Origin of the sequence: Anaerococcus cruorum, from assembly GCF_046365495.1 — a bacterium.
In the GTDB taxonomy this organism is placed as follows: Bacteria; Bacillota; Clostridia; order Tissierellales; family Peptoniphilaceae; genus Anaerococcus; species Anaerococcus cruorum.
The window spans coordinates 46638-60459 of sequence record NZ_JBGMEH010000008.1 but is presented as its reverse complement, the minus strand read 5'-3'; the positions used below and the strand labels follow the sequence as shown (position 1 = coordinate 60459).

17 protein-coding genes are annotated in these 13822 nt (G+C 30.1%); 5 read left to right on the top strand and 12 right to left on the bottom strand.

The window, feature by feature from the left end:
* The first annotated feature begins 1 nt into the window (after position 1).
* Positions 2-1015, top strand: a complete 1014-nt coding sequence (locus tag ACCQ40_RS07550; RefSeq protein ID WP_410033245.1) for a threonine aldolase family protein — start codon at positions 2-4, stop codon at positions 1013-1015.
* 41 nt (positions 1016-1056) lie between these two features.
* Here the strand turns inward: ACCQ40_RS07550 and ACCQ40_RS07545 are convergent, their stop codons facing one another.
* The 3 genes from ACCQ40_RS07545 to ACCQ40_RS07535 form a co-directional block, all read right to left on the bottom strand.
* The gene (locus tag ACCQ40_RS07545; protein ID WP_410033244.1) at positions 1057-1497 is read right to left on the bottom strand and encodes a hypothetical protein; all 441 of its coding nucleotides are present in this window, start codon (positions 1495-1497) and stop codon (positions 1057-1059) included.
* Positions 1498-1531: 34 nt separating this feature from the next.
* A complete protein-coding gene (locus ACCQ40_RS07540; RefSeq protein WP_410033243.1) occupies positions 1532-1741 on the bottom strand; it encodes a hypothetical protein in 210 nt (69 codons plus the stop codon).
* 109 nt (positions 1742-1850) lie between these two features.
* Positions 1851-2309 (bottom strand): GyrI-like domain-containing protein, encoded by a 459-nt coding sequence (locus tag ACCQ40_RS07535; RefSeq protein ID WP_410033242.1) that lies wholly within the window; start codon positions 2307-2309, stop codon positions 1851-1853.
* Between the two features lie 158 nt (positions 2310-2467).
* Here ACCQ40_RS07535 and ACCQ40_RS07530 point away from each other — a divergent pair, with 158 nt between their 5' ends.
* Positions 2468-3670: a peptidoglycan-binding protein gene (locus tag ACCQ40_RS07530; protein WP_410033241.1), complete on the top strand. Its 1203-nt coding sequence runs from the start codon at positions 2468-2470 to the stop codon at positions 3668-3670.
* Between the two features lie 41 nt (positions 3671-3711).
* Here ACCQ40_RS07530 and ACCQ40_RS07525 read toward each other — a convergent pair whose 3' ends face one another.
* The 6 genes from ACCQ40_RS07525 to ACCQ40_RS07500 form a co-directional block, all read right to left on the bottom strand.
* A complete protein-coding gene (locus ACCQ40_RS07525; RefSeq protein ID WP_394018958.1) occupies positions 3712-4041 on the bottom strand; it encodes a hypothetical protein in 330 nt (109 codons plus the stop codon).
* A 76-nt stretch (positions 4042-4117) separates the two neighbouring features.
* Positions 4118-4528, bottom strand: a complete 411-nt coding sequence (locus ACCQ40_RS07520) for an SH3 domain-containing protein (protein WP_394018960.1) — start codon at positions 4526-4528, stop codon at positions 4118-4120.
* Positions 4521-5186, bottom strand: a complete 666-nt coding sequence (locus ACCQ40_RS07515; RefSeq protein WP_410033240.1) for a CpsD/CapB family tyrosine-protein kinase — start codon at positions 5184-5186, stop codon at positions 4521-4523. Before ACCQ40_RS07515 ends, ACCQ40_RS07520 begins: the two co-directional genes overlap by 8 nt.
* Complete coding sequence (locus tag ACCQ40_RS07510; RefSeq protein ID WP_410033239.1) at positions 5179-6006, bottom strand: YveK family protein; 828 nt, start codon at positions 6004-6006, stop codon at positions 5179-5181. Before ACCQ40_RS07510 ends, ACCQ40_RS07515 begins: the two co-directional genes overlap by 8 nt.
* Positions 5996-6787: a glycosyltransferase family A protein gene (locus ACCQ40_RS07505; protein ID WP_410033238.1), complete on the bottom strand. Its 792-nt coding sequence runs from the start codon at positions 6785-6787 to the stop codon at positions 5996-5998. The genes ACCQ40_RS07510 and ACCQ40_RS07505 overlap by 11 nt, the downstream gene beginning before the upstream one ends.
* A gap of 1 nt (position 6788) precedes the next feature.
* Positions 6789-7937 carry a glycosyltransferase gene (locus ACCQ40_RS07500; RefSeq protein WP_410033237.1) on the bottom strand — a complete coding sequence of 383 codons (1149 nt, stop codon included), beginning with the start codon at positions 7935-7937 and terminating at the stop codon, positions 6789-6791.
* Between the two features lie 96 nt (positions 7938-8033).
* Here ACCQ40_RS07500 and ACCQ40_RS07495 point away from each other — a divergent pair, with 96 nt between their 5' ends.
* A complete protein-coding gene (locus ACCQ40_RS07495) occupies positions 8034-9212 on the top strand; it encodes a sodium/glutamate symporter (RefSeq protein ID WP_410033236.1) in 1179 nt (392 codons plus the stop codon).
* 87 nt (positions 9213-9299) lie between these two features.
* Here ACCQ40_RS07495 and ACCQ40_RS07490 read toward each other — a convergent pair whose 3' ends face one another.
* From ACCQ40_RS07490 to ACCQ40_RS07480, 3 genes are read right to left on the bottom strand one after another with little or no spacing between them, the layout of a single operon-like run.
* Complete coding sequence (locus ACCQ40_RS07490) at positions 9300-10016, bottom strand: ABC transporter permease (protein WP_410024542.1); 717 nt, start codon at positions 10014-10016, stop codon at positions 9300-9302.
* A gap of 11 nt (positions 10017-10027) precedes the next feature.
* Entirely contained in the window at positions 10028-10783 is a 756-nt protein-coding gene (locus ACCQ40_RS07485) for a hypothetical protein (protein WP_410033235.1), read from the bottom strand.
* A gap of 9 nt (positions 10784-10792) precedes the next feature.
* The gene (locus ACCQ40_RS07480) at positions 10793-11683 is read right to left on the bottom strand and encodes an ABC transporter ATP-binding protein (RefSeq protein ID WP_410033234.1); all 891 of its coding nucleotides are present in this window, start codon (positions 11681-11683) and stop codon (positions 10793-10795) included.
* A 135-nt stretch (positions 11684-11818) separates the two neighbouring features.
* Here ACCQ40_RS07480 and ACCQ40_RS07475 point away from each other — a divergent pair, with 135 nt between their 5' ends.
* Both ACCQ40_RS07475 and ACCQ40_RS07470 read left to right on the top strand, forming a co-directional pair.
* On the top strand, positions 11819-12514 hold the full coding sequence (locus tag ACCQ40_RS07475) for a response regulator transcription factor (RefSeq protein ID WP_410033233.1): 696 nt from the start codon (positions 11819-11821) through the stop codon (positions 12512-12514).
* Positions 12511-13806 (top strand): HAMP domain-containing sensor histidine kinase, encoded by a 1296-nt coding sequence (locus tag ACCQ40_RS07470; protein ID WP_410033232.1) that lies wholly within the window; start codon positions 12511-12513, stop codon positions 13804-13806. The genes ACCQ40_RS07475 and ACCQ40_RS07470 overlap by 4 nt, the downstream gene beginning before the upstream one ends.
* Positions 13807-13822 lie beyond the last annotated feature (16 nt).

Sequence of the window (13822 nt, the reverse complement as noted above, 5' to 3'; positions counted from 1 at the left end):
TATGTATTTTTTCTTAAATGATTATAACGATATAGGCAGACCTGAAATTTTAGAAGCTATTTTAAAGGCTAAAGACGAATACAATATTGGCTATGGTTTTGATAGCCATAGTGAAAACGCTAGAAATTTAATAAAAAAATCCTTAAAAAACGAAAATGTAGATATTCATTTTGTGCCAGGTGGTACTCCTGCAAATGTCTTGGGAGTTACTTGTGGTATGAGACAAGAAAATTCTGTAATAGCTGCTACAAGTGGCCACATACAAGGCCATGAAGCAGGATCTATCGAAGCTACCGGTATAAAAATAGAAACTATAAAAACTCCAACTGGTAAACTCACAAGAAAGCTATTGGAAGAAAAGTTAGCAAACTTTAACTCAGAATTAGTTACAGTTCCTAAAAAAGTTTATATATCAAACACTACAGAACTTGGAGAGGTTTATACTAAAAAAGAGTTAGAAGATATTTATAATTTCTGTAAGGAAAATAACCTTTACTTATTTATAGATGGGGCAAGACTTGCAGCAGCCCTAGCTAGCGAAAAATGTGATTATGATATATCTGAATTTTGCAAGCTATGCGATGTTTTTTATTTAGGTGGTACCAAAAATGGCTTGATGTTTGGAGAAGCACTTGTAATAGTAAATGATGATTTAAAGAAAAGCTTTATAAATTTACAAAAGCAAAAGGGATATCTATTAGCAAAAGGATTTATACCTGGAATAATGTTTGAAACAATTTTTTCAAAGGAAGATGGTTATACAGCTGGTGCTGACCACGCCTATAAAATGGCTGAAAATTTAGCAAATGGATTTTTAACTAAGAGCTATGAGTTAGCCTATCCTTTCGAATCTAACCAAGTTTTTGTAAAATTATCTGATAGTGAAGTCGAAAAATTTAAAGATTTTGCAGCCTTTGAGCTAATGGGTGATATGGATAATAAAAAAATTGCACGTTTTGTTACAACTTATAGAACTAATGAAGAAGATATTAAAGGATTTTTAGCTAATATATAAAAAATAACCCAAAGTTTTAAAACTTTGGGTTATTTTTTATTTTAGTAATTGTCGTAAAAACTGTGTTTTACTTCTTTTGCATCAATTGTATTACCATTTTTGTCTAGTTTATCAGATGCTTCTTCTGCAAGGTCTTTACCAACTTCTAGAGCTTCTTCACCTTTTTTTTGAGCATCTTTAGCAATTTCTCTACCCTTACTTCTAGCATCACCAGCTAAATCTGCGATTTTATCACGGTTTTTAGTTAGTAGATAAGCACCTGCACCGATTGCAGCTGCAGCTAGGATAGCATTTCTTCTTTGTGCTTTTTCTATTTCTTCTCTTTCCCAAAAGTCTAGTTCGAAATCTGGTAAGTGATCTGTTGGACTAAAGCTTCTTACTTTGTGAGCTGTGCTTGCTAGTCCTATAATATCACCTGCATCTAGTAAGCCAAGTTTGTTATTGATTTGTGCTAATTTTGCAATTGTTTTTAATTTTCCCATAATAATCTCCTTTTATTTTAGTTATATACCCATTTTATCTTAAAGTTTGACATTCTTCACATTCTTCTTCATCATCCTCAGGATTGTAAGTAAAAGATGAGTTGATGCGTTTATATTTTGGTATCTCACGAGTTTCCGCTAAGCTATCTCCATAAATTATTTCCTGATCTGAGTACTTATCAGGAAACATCATACACGAGCTAAGACTTAGGCCCATAAGAGCAATTAATAATAATTTTTTCATATGATCCTCAGTTCACATTTAAAATTTTGACCTAAATTATCAATAAAGCAATATCTAGTCTTATATTTTTACTTATATTATTGATACCCTATCTTAGCTTTTCTAAGACTTAGGCGTGAGGATTTTCTCTAAGGCAAATAAATAATTTTGCACTAGCAATACTATCATTATCTTGATCATATTGGTAGAATTCTATATCTGGACCTAGACCATGGAAATATTTTTTGTTTGGAAAATACTCTTTATAAGTATAGATGTAGCCCTCTTTTAAGCCATCTAAACTTTCAACTGGTACTTCTAAGTAATCAGACTCTTCTACTTCGTAAACTATAAAATCATTTTGATTTATAGTATCTTTATCAGCTATCTCAAAACCGATAAAGTAATTATAATTTTGCTCTAGCGCATTATATTCCATAAGACCATAAGCCGCCCCATGTTCTTTTAAAATATTCTTATATTCTTTTAAAAAACTTGATCTTATTTCACTAACATCTTCCCTATTTTTTATAGTAAAACCTTTACCTGCTATTTTAAAGGCTAATTTTCTATCAACATTAACTTGCATAAAGTCTCCTTAAATTTTTATATACCAAGATTATACCCATGTATTATAAATTGAGGATAAAATTTTAAATTTGCCAAAATTTATCATATATATTATAATGATTCTAAACAAGTTATTTAAATAACGATAATATTTATATAATTAATGGAGGAGAATATATGAATAAAAAGTTTAATATTGCGACACTTATGCTTGCAACATCATTAGCTTTTGTAGGTTGTGCAAACGATACAACTAAGGAAGCTGACACTAAAGAAGAAGCAGTAGTAGAAGAAAAGGCTGAGGAAACTGTTGATACAGCTGATAAAACAGCAGAAACTGAAGAAACAGATACAGAAGCTGATACTAAAGAAGAAAAAACTGAAGAAACTACTGAATCATCTGATGAGGGAGAAAAAGAAGATGAGCAATCAGCAACAAGTGATGATAATGCTGAAGAAGGAAATGTAGTTTTACACAGAGCTTATCCAGATGAAGCTTCTAGATCATTTACAAATGTAGTTGTAGCTACAAGTGGTGATAAAATTGTAGGTGCCTTTATCGATGAGTACCAATACTTTGATAAAGATGAAAACTACCAAGCAGTACCAAACTCTGATACAGAATTTGGTAAGGGTGCTAAAGAAGGTAGAGTTCTAGCTTCTAAAGTTGCTAACAAAGATTTATACTCTGAAGCTATGCAAGAAGCTGGTGGTGAAGTTACACTAATGGATAACTACAACGCAGTAACTGATTTTGTAAAGGGTAAAACAATTGCAGAACTTGAAGACTTCTTAAATGAAAACGATGATGAACAAATCATCGATGCTTTAAGTGGTGCAACATTTAAATCAACACCAAACTTATTAAAATACGTAGTAGAAGCAGCAAAAGATGATGCATTTGCAATCTCTGGTAATGCGGAAAATCCTGAAGATATCGAATTAAGATATGTACTAGGCGCGCCACACGGTGAAAAATCATTTGCTAATGCAGTTGTAGCTGTAGAAGGTGATAAAATAGTTGCTGCAAGTATTGATGAATACCAATACATTGAAGAAGGAATTACAAAACAAGGTGAAGGAAGCGACTTTGCAAAAGACTATGCTGATAGCAAGACAGTTTTAGCAAGTAAGCTTGAAAATAATGATCTTTATTCTGACTTAATGGCAGAAAAAGCTGGATCTACAACAACTATCGTAGAAAACTTTGAAGCTATAGAAAATTTCGTAGCTGGCAAAACTATTGATGAAATAAAAGAAACTATTGAAGGTGCCAAAGAAGGCGAAGCAATAGATGCAGTTTCTGGAGCTACTTTAGTTGATACAGCTCACTATCTACAACTAATCATAGATGCAGTTGAAAATCCAATTAACAAATAAATATAAGTACTAAAAAAGCTAGGAGATTTTTCCTAGCTTTTTTATTCTATTAAAGTAAATCTTAAAAGTAAGATAAGCATGATAACCATAAGAATAATACCAATTATGGTAAAGGCGTCTATTCTCTTTTTTAGGGCAAGGATAACTAAAGATATGGAAAGTAAAAACATAAATAAATAAACTTGAAGGAACATGTATCCTCTTCTATTTATAATAAAATAAACAAGTGCTCCAAGACCTAGGATCATAAATACTAATGAACAATTGCGACTAGCTTTTTTGCGGTCTAGTATATAATCTAATAAACTAATAACTCCTATAGTTAGTAAAGCTGGCCATATCATATTGCTTAATAATAATGAAGCTTCCATATTCTATCCTCCCTCTATTTTTATTATTATAACACAAAAAAACTCTAGGAAATAATTTCCTAGAGTCTTCTTTATTTTATTTTGCAACTAATAGGTCGCTTCTAATATAGCCTGTTTGACCATCTATACTTATTCTAGTCCAGTTATCAGACTCTCCTAGTTTTAAGATATCATCTCCCGCTTCCACAGTTGTCATTACATTTGAGGTTTCACTTGGGGCTACCCTAACATTTACAGTATTTTCTACTGTGTAGTTGATACCATCATCTACCGCTTCTTCTGGTTGATTTTCTTCGTTGCTAGTATCTTCGGTATCTTGACTATCAGTTTGTGTTTCTTCTGGATTTTCAGATTGCTCTTGCATATCTTCTTCTGTTACTTCCCTTACTTCTCCTTCTGGATGTCTTTTTGATACATAATTATCATCACTACAACCAGTTAGAGCAAGAGTTAGAGTTAAGGCTAATAATAATTTTCTCTTATTCATCTTCTCCTCCAAATAGCTCATCAAGTTCTTCTTCTGCATATAAATAATCTGTGATGATTATTCCAAGAATATTTGCATTGGCTTTTTCAAGTTGTTTTAAGCTATCGCGAGTAACTGGGTTGTTGCTTTTATCATAGGTTGAAAAAACAACTGCAGCATCGGCATTGCCTGCAAACATATTTGCTTCTGGAATATCGATATTTGGTGATAGGTCTATAAATACATAGTCATATCTATCGCGCACATCATTATAAAAGGCCTTAATAGCTTCTGGTTCTAAAAATTTATCAGCATAGTCAGCAACTTCTCCTGCAAAAATGTAGGATAAGTCATCATAGCTATCATCATGTATAAGGGCATCATCTATAGAATAGTCTCCAAGGATTATATCTACAAAACCACGTTCTTTGCTTTTGCCTGTAACAGCTGGCAGATGAGATTCTCTAAGATTTGCATCGATAATTAAAACTCTATCCCCATCTTCTGCTAGGTGCTTAGCCATATTTAAAATATGGAGGGTCTTATCTGTATTATTACTTGATGCAGTAAAAGCAACAGTTACTAGGTTAGTACCTAATTTTTCTGTTAGCCTATCTTCTAAGTTATAAAAAGATTGAAGGGCAATTTCTCTTTTTTCATTTGTTTTTTTTCTAAACATCTAAGTCTCCTTTATCATAAGAAGGAATTCTACCTAAAACTTCGTATTTGCTTGATGAAGTTTCAGTTAGGTCAGCTTGTCTGTTTACTTCTTTGCTATTAACTACCTTTGTAGATCCACTTTCAAAGGCCATGCTATTACTATCTACCTTGCTAGTTTTTTTTGTAGCTGATTTGCTAGCTGACTTTTTAATTTTTTGGGCTGGTTTTTCTTTTACTTCTCTTACTTCTCCTACTTCATTTTCTGCTTTTGTGTTTGCATAAGATCTTGCAAGTTTGTTATTGTAGGAATTTATTCTAATCATTTTTATAATTGTCCAAAGAATAAATCCAAGTCCACCTGTAATTAGGGCATATCTTAATGTATTATCAATAGCACTCGCAGATCCGTAGGAATATTCCATAACCTTGGCACCAGAATTATAAATATTATTGATAACTCTTACTGTATAATCAGCATATTGGTCAGCTAAGTCCTCTGCTCTTAATTTGTTAGTATCTGTAACTACAATATCTATTATAGAAGTATTTTCGATTGGTTTAATTTCTAGTTTTGAGTCAAGTTTACCAACATTCCAATCTATTCCTAAAGTCTCTAGAGTTTTTTGTTTGATTTTTGGGCTGTTAATAGTTGCAGCATAGGTTGCAGCTGTTCCACTTGCTTCATCTAAGTTTTCTATATTTGTTGTTACTACTTTTGATTGGGCTTGGTATTCCTTATAGCCTCCAAAATTTAGGCCAAAATAAGTAATCATCCCAATAATTATTCCAGCAATAATTGCAGGTGGTATTGCTGAAAATAATGACTTTCTATTTTCCATTTTCTCCTCCAAAATCTTTCGCCCCAGCAAGCATAAGTTTGCGGGCTGTTTTTAAATCTATTTCTCTTGTCATTTCCTTATGGCGTCTTAAAAATTGTTCTATATATAGTCTATAGGTTTTTGGGAAAAGGGCCTTGGATAATTTTCCCTTATCATAGAAAAATTTCTCATTAAAGCCTTCAAACCAAGTTGACCCATCGTTATAAACTTTGGCAATAAGCTTGTTGCTGGTACGCACTTTTTTACCAGACCTTATAAAGTCGCTTATAAATATACTATCTTCACCAGATCCATTTGGTGTGCCTGCCCCAAAATAAGTAGAAATCCAAATATTTTCTCTTCTTTGGACTTCTCTTTTAAAGGCAAAGTGCACTGACCCGTATCTTAGCGAGTTATATATAGATAAATCTTTTTCTTCTTTTACCTTAATTATTTCTTTGCCATCTTGATATATTATAGTTTTAAATACGAAAAAATCCACATTTGGATGCTTTTCAAAGCTTGATAAAATCTTATCTTTATAGCCATTTTCGAAAACTTCATCATCATCACAAAAAACTAATATATCAGCCTTTGAGTTTAATAAAGCTAAGTTACGGCTAACACCTAAGCCCCTAGTATCAGTAGAAATCATCCTGATTTTATTGCCAGCTACTATTTTTTCTTCATAGTTATTGTGGTCAGTTTGATTTATAATTAGGGCATCTGTTTCTAAATTAAATCTCTTATAACAATCAATGGAATTTTCATTCATTGTTGAAATTAGTACTTCAATATTCATCTTACATCCTAGTTGTCTCTGCCTTTTCCCACGTTGGCTTACTTTTTCCAGTCGCTTCATTGATAGCTCCCTTTATTTGAGCTAGCATCATCATAGTGTAGTATCTTGGGAAATAAAATACTTTTGCCTTTGACTCAGTAAGTTTTCCTATAGCTGCTAGGGTAAAAAAGGCAACTTGGCCTAGGAAAAATAACCTATAAAATAAACCGTGGTTTAAAAGAGCTAGGTTTGTAATAAATAAGACTATATGGTTAAAGGCTTGTAAAAATCTTAAGGTCTTGTGGTTAAAGTGAAAAAAGCTAAACCAACCATAGTTAAAAATATTTAAGCGGCGAAGGTTAGTAAAAAGATTGGTAAGGATTCTTCTTTGCATCCTAACTTTTCTTTTAAATTCATCTTTGGTTGTTGCGCCAGCTTTTTCAACTGCTATGGCAGCTGGATTATAAAGGGCTCTTTTGTGATTTAGTCCTGCTGCAAGTGGCATCTCATAATCATGACTTGATACCAAATTATAATGCCTATAATCTTTTTTTCTTACTGCATATATAGCACCATTACCAGCAGCTATAGTTGAGATTTCCGATTCAATTTTTCTCATAAGAAGCTCAACATCCCAGTAAGAATTTTCTGCCACAACTGATGCTATATCATCATCTTTACTATATATCAATGATCCGCAGACATATTCTATATTATCATCTATAAAAAAGCTTACTAGCTCATCTATGGCATCAGTCTTAAACATGGAGTTAGCATCTGAAAATACAATTATTTCTCCCTCTGCTACCTCTACTGCCTCATCCTGGGCATTAGTTTTTCCCAGATGATTTTCAACTGTATTTAGTCTAATGTTTTTATCTGGATGGTTTTTTATAAAATCTTCGACAATCGGCACAGTCCTATCACTAGATGCATCATTGGCAACTATTACCTCATAGGATGGGTAGCTTGTTGCTATTATGTTTTCTAATTTTTTTTCTATTACTTTTTCTTCGTTATATGCTGATATGATTACTGAAACAAAGGGCTTATAGGATAAGTCCTTGGTATTTTTTCTCTTTAAGATTTTTTCTAAAATCAAAAGAGTAATCGGGTAACCAACCATTGCATAAAAAATTGCAAATCCTGCTATAAAAAATATTATCTTCATTTTTTCCTCTATTCTGTCAGTATTATATAAAAAATCTATGATTATAGCAATATTTCTTATATAATAGATAGGTAAATAATTTGAATTGAGGTAATTATGGAAATACAGTTAGATATTTTAGAATCCTTGGGTGTAGCAATCATTGCTTATATGCTAGGAGTCTTTATAAAAAACAGGGTAAAGTTTTTTCAAAAATTCTTTATCCCCTCACCTGTAATTGGTGGGCTTATTATAAGTCTTATAAATCTTATTTTAAATCAAAGTGGTTTAGGATTTTTTAAGTTTGATGATGTTATTCAAGATTTTTTCATGAATATATTTTTCACTTGCATTGGTCTTGCATGTAGTTTTAAGGTCCTTAAAAAAAGTGGTTGGCTTGGTATAAAACTTGCCATTGCCATTATTTTGCTTTTACCTTTGCAAAATGCATTAGCCGTTGGTCTTGCAAAAACAATGGGGATTAATCCTCTCCATGGAGTAGCTATGGGATCTACATCCATGACAGGTGGCATAGGCTCTGCTGTAAGTTTTGGAAAAATTATGGAAGGCTATGGAGCTTTAAATAATACTTCCATAGGAGTAGCAGCAGCAACTTTTGGTATGCTAATAGGTTCTCTTGTAGGCGGTCCTGTTGCAAGTAGGCTAATAAGAGTTCATAAGTTAAAGTCAACTGGCGTACAAATTGCAAATAAAGATGGTAAAAATATAAACCTTATCAACCAAAAAACTTTAATGGAGGCAATTGTAATCATTGCCCTAGCATCATTTTTAGGAACCTTTATTAACCGCCTACTAGCCCTTACTTCTCTAAATTTTCCCTACTATGTAGGCTGTCAATTTGGAGGTCTTGTAACTCGCAATATATTAGATATAGCAAAAAAAGATATAAATACAAAAAGCATTGATATTTTAGGAAATATTTCCCTAAATTTATTTTTATCCTTGGCTTTAATCAATCTAAATATAAGTGCCATGCTAAATCTAGCCTTACCAATGCTTGTAATAATGGTTGCTCAGGCAATATTTATTGCTATCTATACTTCCCTTGTGACCTTTAACCTACTAGAAAGAAATTATGATGCAGCAGTAATGGTTGCAGGCCACTGCGGAGTAGGCCTTGGTCAAACACCAAATGCTATTGCAAATATGGAAGCGATTATAGAAAAAGAAGGTCCAGCAGATGTGGCAATGTTTATTTTTCCAATAGTTTTAGCCATTGCAGTTAATTTATTTAACCCCATAGTGATTACATTTTTTATAAATTTCTTAAAGTAAAAAGACTTAAAAGTACCTCATTTCAGAAAGATGAAATGAGGTACTTTTTATTTACTAAGGCATTGTTTTAATATATATGAATTAGATTTAGCCTTCATATTTTAAAAATTTTCTAGACATTTTTAAAAATACTATAATTTCAATTATACCTACTAGCAATATATAAAATACTTCATCTATATACATATAACTAAAATTATTCATTTTTAAAGCTAAATTACTAATAGCAATTATATTGTTCAAAAGGGGAAATATATTTTGAGCACATAGCATAAATCCTAAGATTGAAATTCCCACTGATATTAAAACTACTATAGATAGTGATTTTATTTTTACGCTTAGGGCTGACATTATAAAAATTATAGGAACGGACAAAATTATACTAAATCCTACATAGTAGAAATAGAGTTTAAAATTTGTTGTTGGAAGATTACAGGCAATTTTCCCAAAAAATATGAATAGTCCTAGAAAGTATAACTGAGCTATAGCAACAATTACAAAGGTAATAAAAGCCTTAATGACAACAAAATTTATATTTTTTTTAGGGCTTGTTCTAATTAATTTTAATCCAGCCTTATGCTCCACAGACCATAAACTTGATACAACTATCCCAATTAAAGGTATTAGAAAGAACATGAAGTAAAATAAAGATACCTGAGTCCACAAACTTTGCCACTCATTAGTCAAAACTTCAATATTACCTTTATAATTTATTACCCCAAATATATTTGCCAATAGTGGAATAATAAGGATTGTTAGTAATAATCTTCTTAGTTTTAATTTTTTCATTTCTATATTTAACATATTTACTTCCTTTACAAATCCTTATTTAGCGAATAGCTATTAATATTTTTCAAAATCATAAATTCAACTATTATACATATTAAACTAATTATAAAAGTTAAGTAATTAATATCATTAACACTTTGAATAAATTCACCGCCTTGTTTTGTATAAGATATATTAAGCATACTTACAAACCAAGCAAATGGATTTATCTGTGATAAAACTTTAGAAGTTAGCATACAAATAATACCAGTCATTGCTCCTATTATTGAGAAAAATAAAGAGAAATACACTTTATTACTCTTCATTTCTACTATCATAAATAAATTTAATAAAAATAAATTTATAGAATATTCACTAAAAAAATAAATAACTAATCTTTTGATTGTACTGGTACCAAGAATTAAATTTGGATTTCGGTTTGCTAAAAGCAAAATGATTATCCACTCAATAATTTGTAAAGTACCAATTTTTATAGCTAAAATGGCAATTTTGTTTACCAAAATATTTGAAATATACTCACCAAGACTGGTCTGTAGCTGCCACATATTATTTTTTTCTTCCATCTCAATTACCTTTTTTGCAATTGTAGAGATAATAATAGGATTTATTAATAGGCAAGTCATAAAATAATTATCTAAAATCATATATAAGGGATAAGAGCTTTTTCCAAAACTTTTTCCTAAAACTGCAACTAAAATAAATAACATATGAATTGTAAATTCAATCAATAGCATAAAATTTAAGCCTAAACCCTTATTCTTTTTTATTTCTAAATTCTTCATATCAATACCTTAATTTGTTTCACTTATAAATAATTTTTCTAAGCTTTCTTTCTCTTCTTCCACCCTATATACGCTTACGTTATTTATTATAAATTTTATGATTCTAGAAACTTCTTCCTTAGGCTTGTTACCAAGGACCAACTTCTCATTTATAATATTAGATTTATCCATACCTAATAATTCAGCAGCAAGGATATTATCAGAAGTTACAATTGATATAACTGGTGGATGAAGTTTCCTATAATCATCAAGTGATCCATTGTATACTAGTTTGCCATCTCTTAATATACCTATATGAGTAGAAATTTTTTCAATCTCATCAAGGATATGAGAAGATATTAAAATGCTTGTTTCACTATTTTTTACTATATTCATAAATAAATTTCTCATCTCTTCTATACCATAAGGATCTAGTCCATTAATAGGCTCATCAAGAATTAATAGCTTAGGATTACCTATAATGGCTATAGCAATTCCTAATCTTTGCTTCATTCCTAGTGAAAACTCTCTGACTTTTTTATTTGTGTGCTTACTCAAATTAACTAATTCTAATATTCTATTTATATCCTTTGTACTTATGTCTTTTAGTTTGCAAATAATTTCTAAATTTTCATAGGCTGTCAGATGGTCATAAAACGAAGGATTTTCAATTAAAGATCCAATGCTCTTGTTTATTTCTTTTTGATTTTTTTCATTTACTTTTTTGCCATATAATGATATAGCTCCAGAATCTTTCTTAACTAATCCTAAAATTGTCTTCATTAAGGTAGACTTTCCTGCACCATTTTTTCCTATAAGTCCATATATGGTTCCTTTTTCAATTTCTAAACTAACTTCATCTAAAACGAGAACTTGATTATAAGATTTTTTTAAGTTCTCAATCTCTAATATATTTTTCATTTAAGCTCCTTTTGTTTTACTGATATAAGTATAGAATATTTAGATGAATCTAATATTTTACTATCCTCACTTTTACATCACAAAATAACAAATTAAACTTTTATTTGATACAATTAATAGGAAAAGAGGTAAATAATGAATTCATATGATGATGTATGTCTATTAATTGTAGATGATGAAATAGAGCTTTTAAAAAGTATGTACAAATTCTTAATAAAAAATAACTTCCACAATGTACTGACAGCAAAAAATATAAAAGAAGCAAAATTTAAATTAGATAATAATAAAGTGGACCTAATAGTTTTAGACATAATGCTACCTGATGGTAGTGGCTTTGATTTATTAAGCGAGACTAGAAAAACTTCTAAAATACCAGTGATAGTGCTTTCTGCACTTGATGGCAGGGATGATATGAAATCCGGTTTTGACCTAGAGGCAGATGATTATATCGTAAAACCATTCTTACCAGAAGACTTACTTTGGCGAATAAGGGCAGTACTTAGAAGAAGTTATAAACAATATAATAAAGATAAAATTAATCTTAACGGAGTGATATTCGATAGAGAAAGAGCCATATTAATTAAAGAAACTACAGAAATACCACTTACAGCTAAGCAATTTAAAATACTAGATTATATGTCTGAAAATTTAAATAAAATAGTATCCATTGATCAAATTATAGAACAGTGTTGGGAGGACACATTTGGATATGAGAATACTCTTATTACTCATATTTATAGACTAAGAGAAAAATTAGAAGATGATCCATCCAACCCTAAAATACTAGTGACTATAAAAGGTCTAGGTTACAAACTTAAAGGCGTGCTATGATAAACTATTTATTAAAAGAATATAAAAAATTTATAAAATTGTGTCTAGCTTTTATTTTGGTTACTATTGTAACCATCAGTGCTATTTTATATACTAGTTACAAACTATTTAAACAATATAATAATCCAAATCTGATATATGATTATATAATAGAAAACAAAAAAGATAATACCTATCTAACAGATAATAACCGCAAATATTTAAAAAACAAAAATATATGGGCTATACGATTAAATGAGAACGGAGAAGTTGTAGAAAGCTTTAATAAGCCAGCAGAAGTAAAAAGTAAATTTACTCTTGCAGATGTTGGTCAATTTACAAGATATTACCTGGATGATTATCCTGTCTTTACTTTTGTAGCTGGTGATGGACTAATAGTTTTCGCTTATCCTAAGAAATCATTAGATAAACTGCCCTTTAACTATTACAATTATGATGTCTTTATAAATAACTTTTATATAATCATATTTTCTGTATTAATATTTTTGATTATAATTTATTTGTTTTATATTTTCGAAATAAAGAAATTGTATAAGAATTTAAACCCTCTCCTAGATTCTATAAATAACTTATTTAAAGATGATTATGCAAGATTAGATGAAAATGGAGAATTAAAAGAGATTTCAAAGACTATAAATGAGGCTAATAAAAAATATATGAAAATTAAAAATAGTAGAACAAATTGGTTAAGAGGTATAAGCCATGATATAAGGACACCTCTTACAAAATTAAGTTGGGGGCTAGAAGAAATAAAAACCAATCAAAATCAAGCGCAAATCTTGATAATGAATAATCAAATCCAAAGTATAAGTAAAATCATAGAAGATCTTAACCTTACAGAAAGACTAGATACTATAAATAAAGATTACTTTGTCGATACAGATCCCTTAATTATTATAAGAAAATTAATAGTTAATGAATTAAATGAACATCAAAATAAAGATTTAAACTTTGAAAATTTAACAAGCACTTCTATTAAATTAAAAATGGATGAACATTTATTTTATAGGATGCTTTTTAATGTTGTAGAAAATAGTTTAAAATATTCTAAAGGTGAAGTAGCAATACACACTAAAAATAATGAAGAAAATTTTATAGTTGAAGTAATAAATCAAGATAGTCATATCTCTGATGAAATAATACAAAGATTATTTAAATCCGATATCTCAAATATTGAAACTCATGGTCTTGGCTTGTTTATTTCTAAGCAAATTTGCGAGCTTCACAATGGAACAATGGATATTGAAAATCTTTATCCGGGCGTTTTAGTTAGATTTACTTTTTCACTTTAAAAAAGAGTCTAGAAAA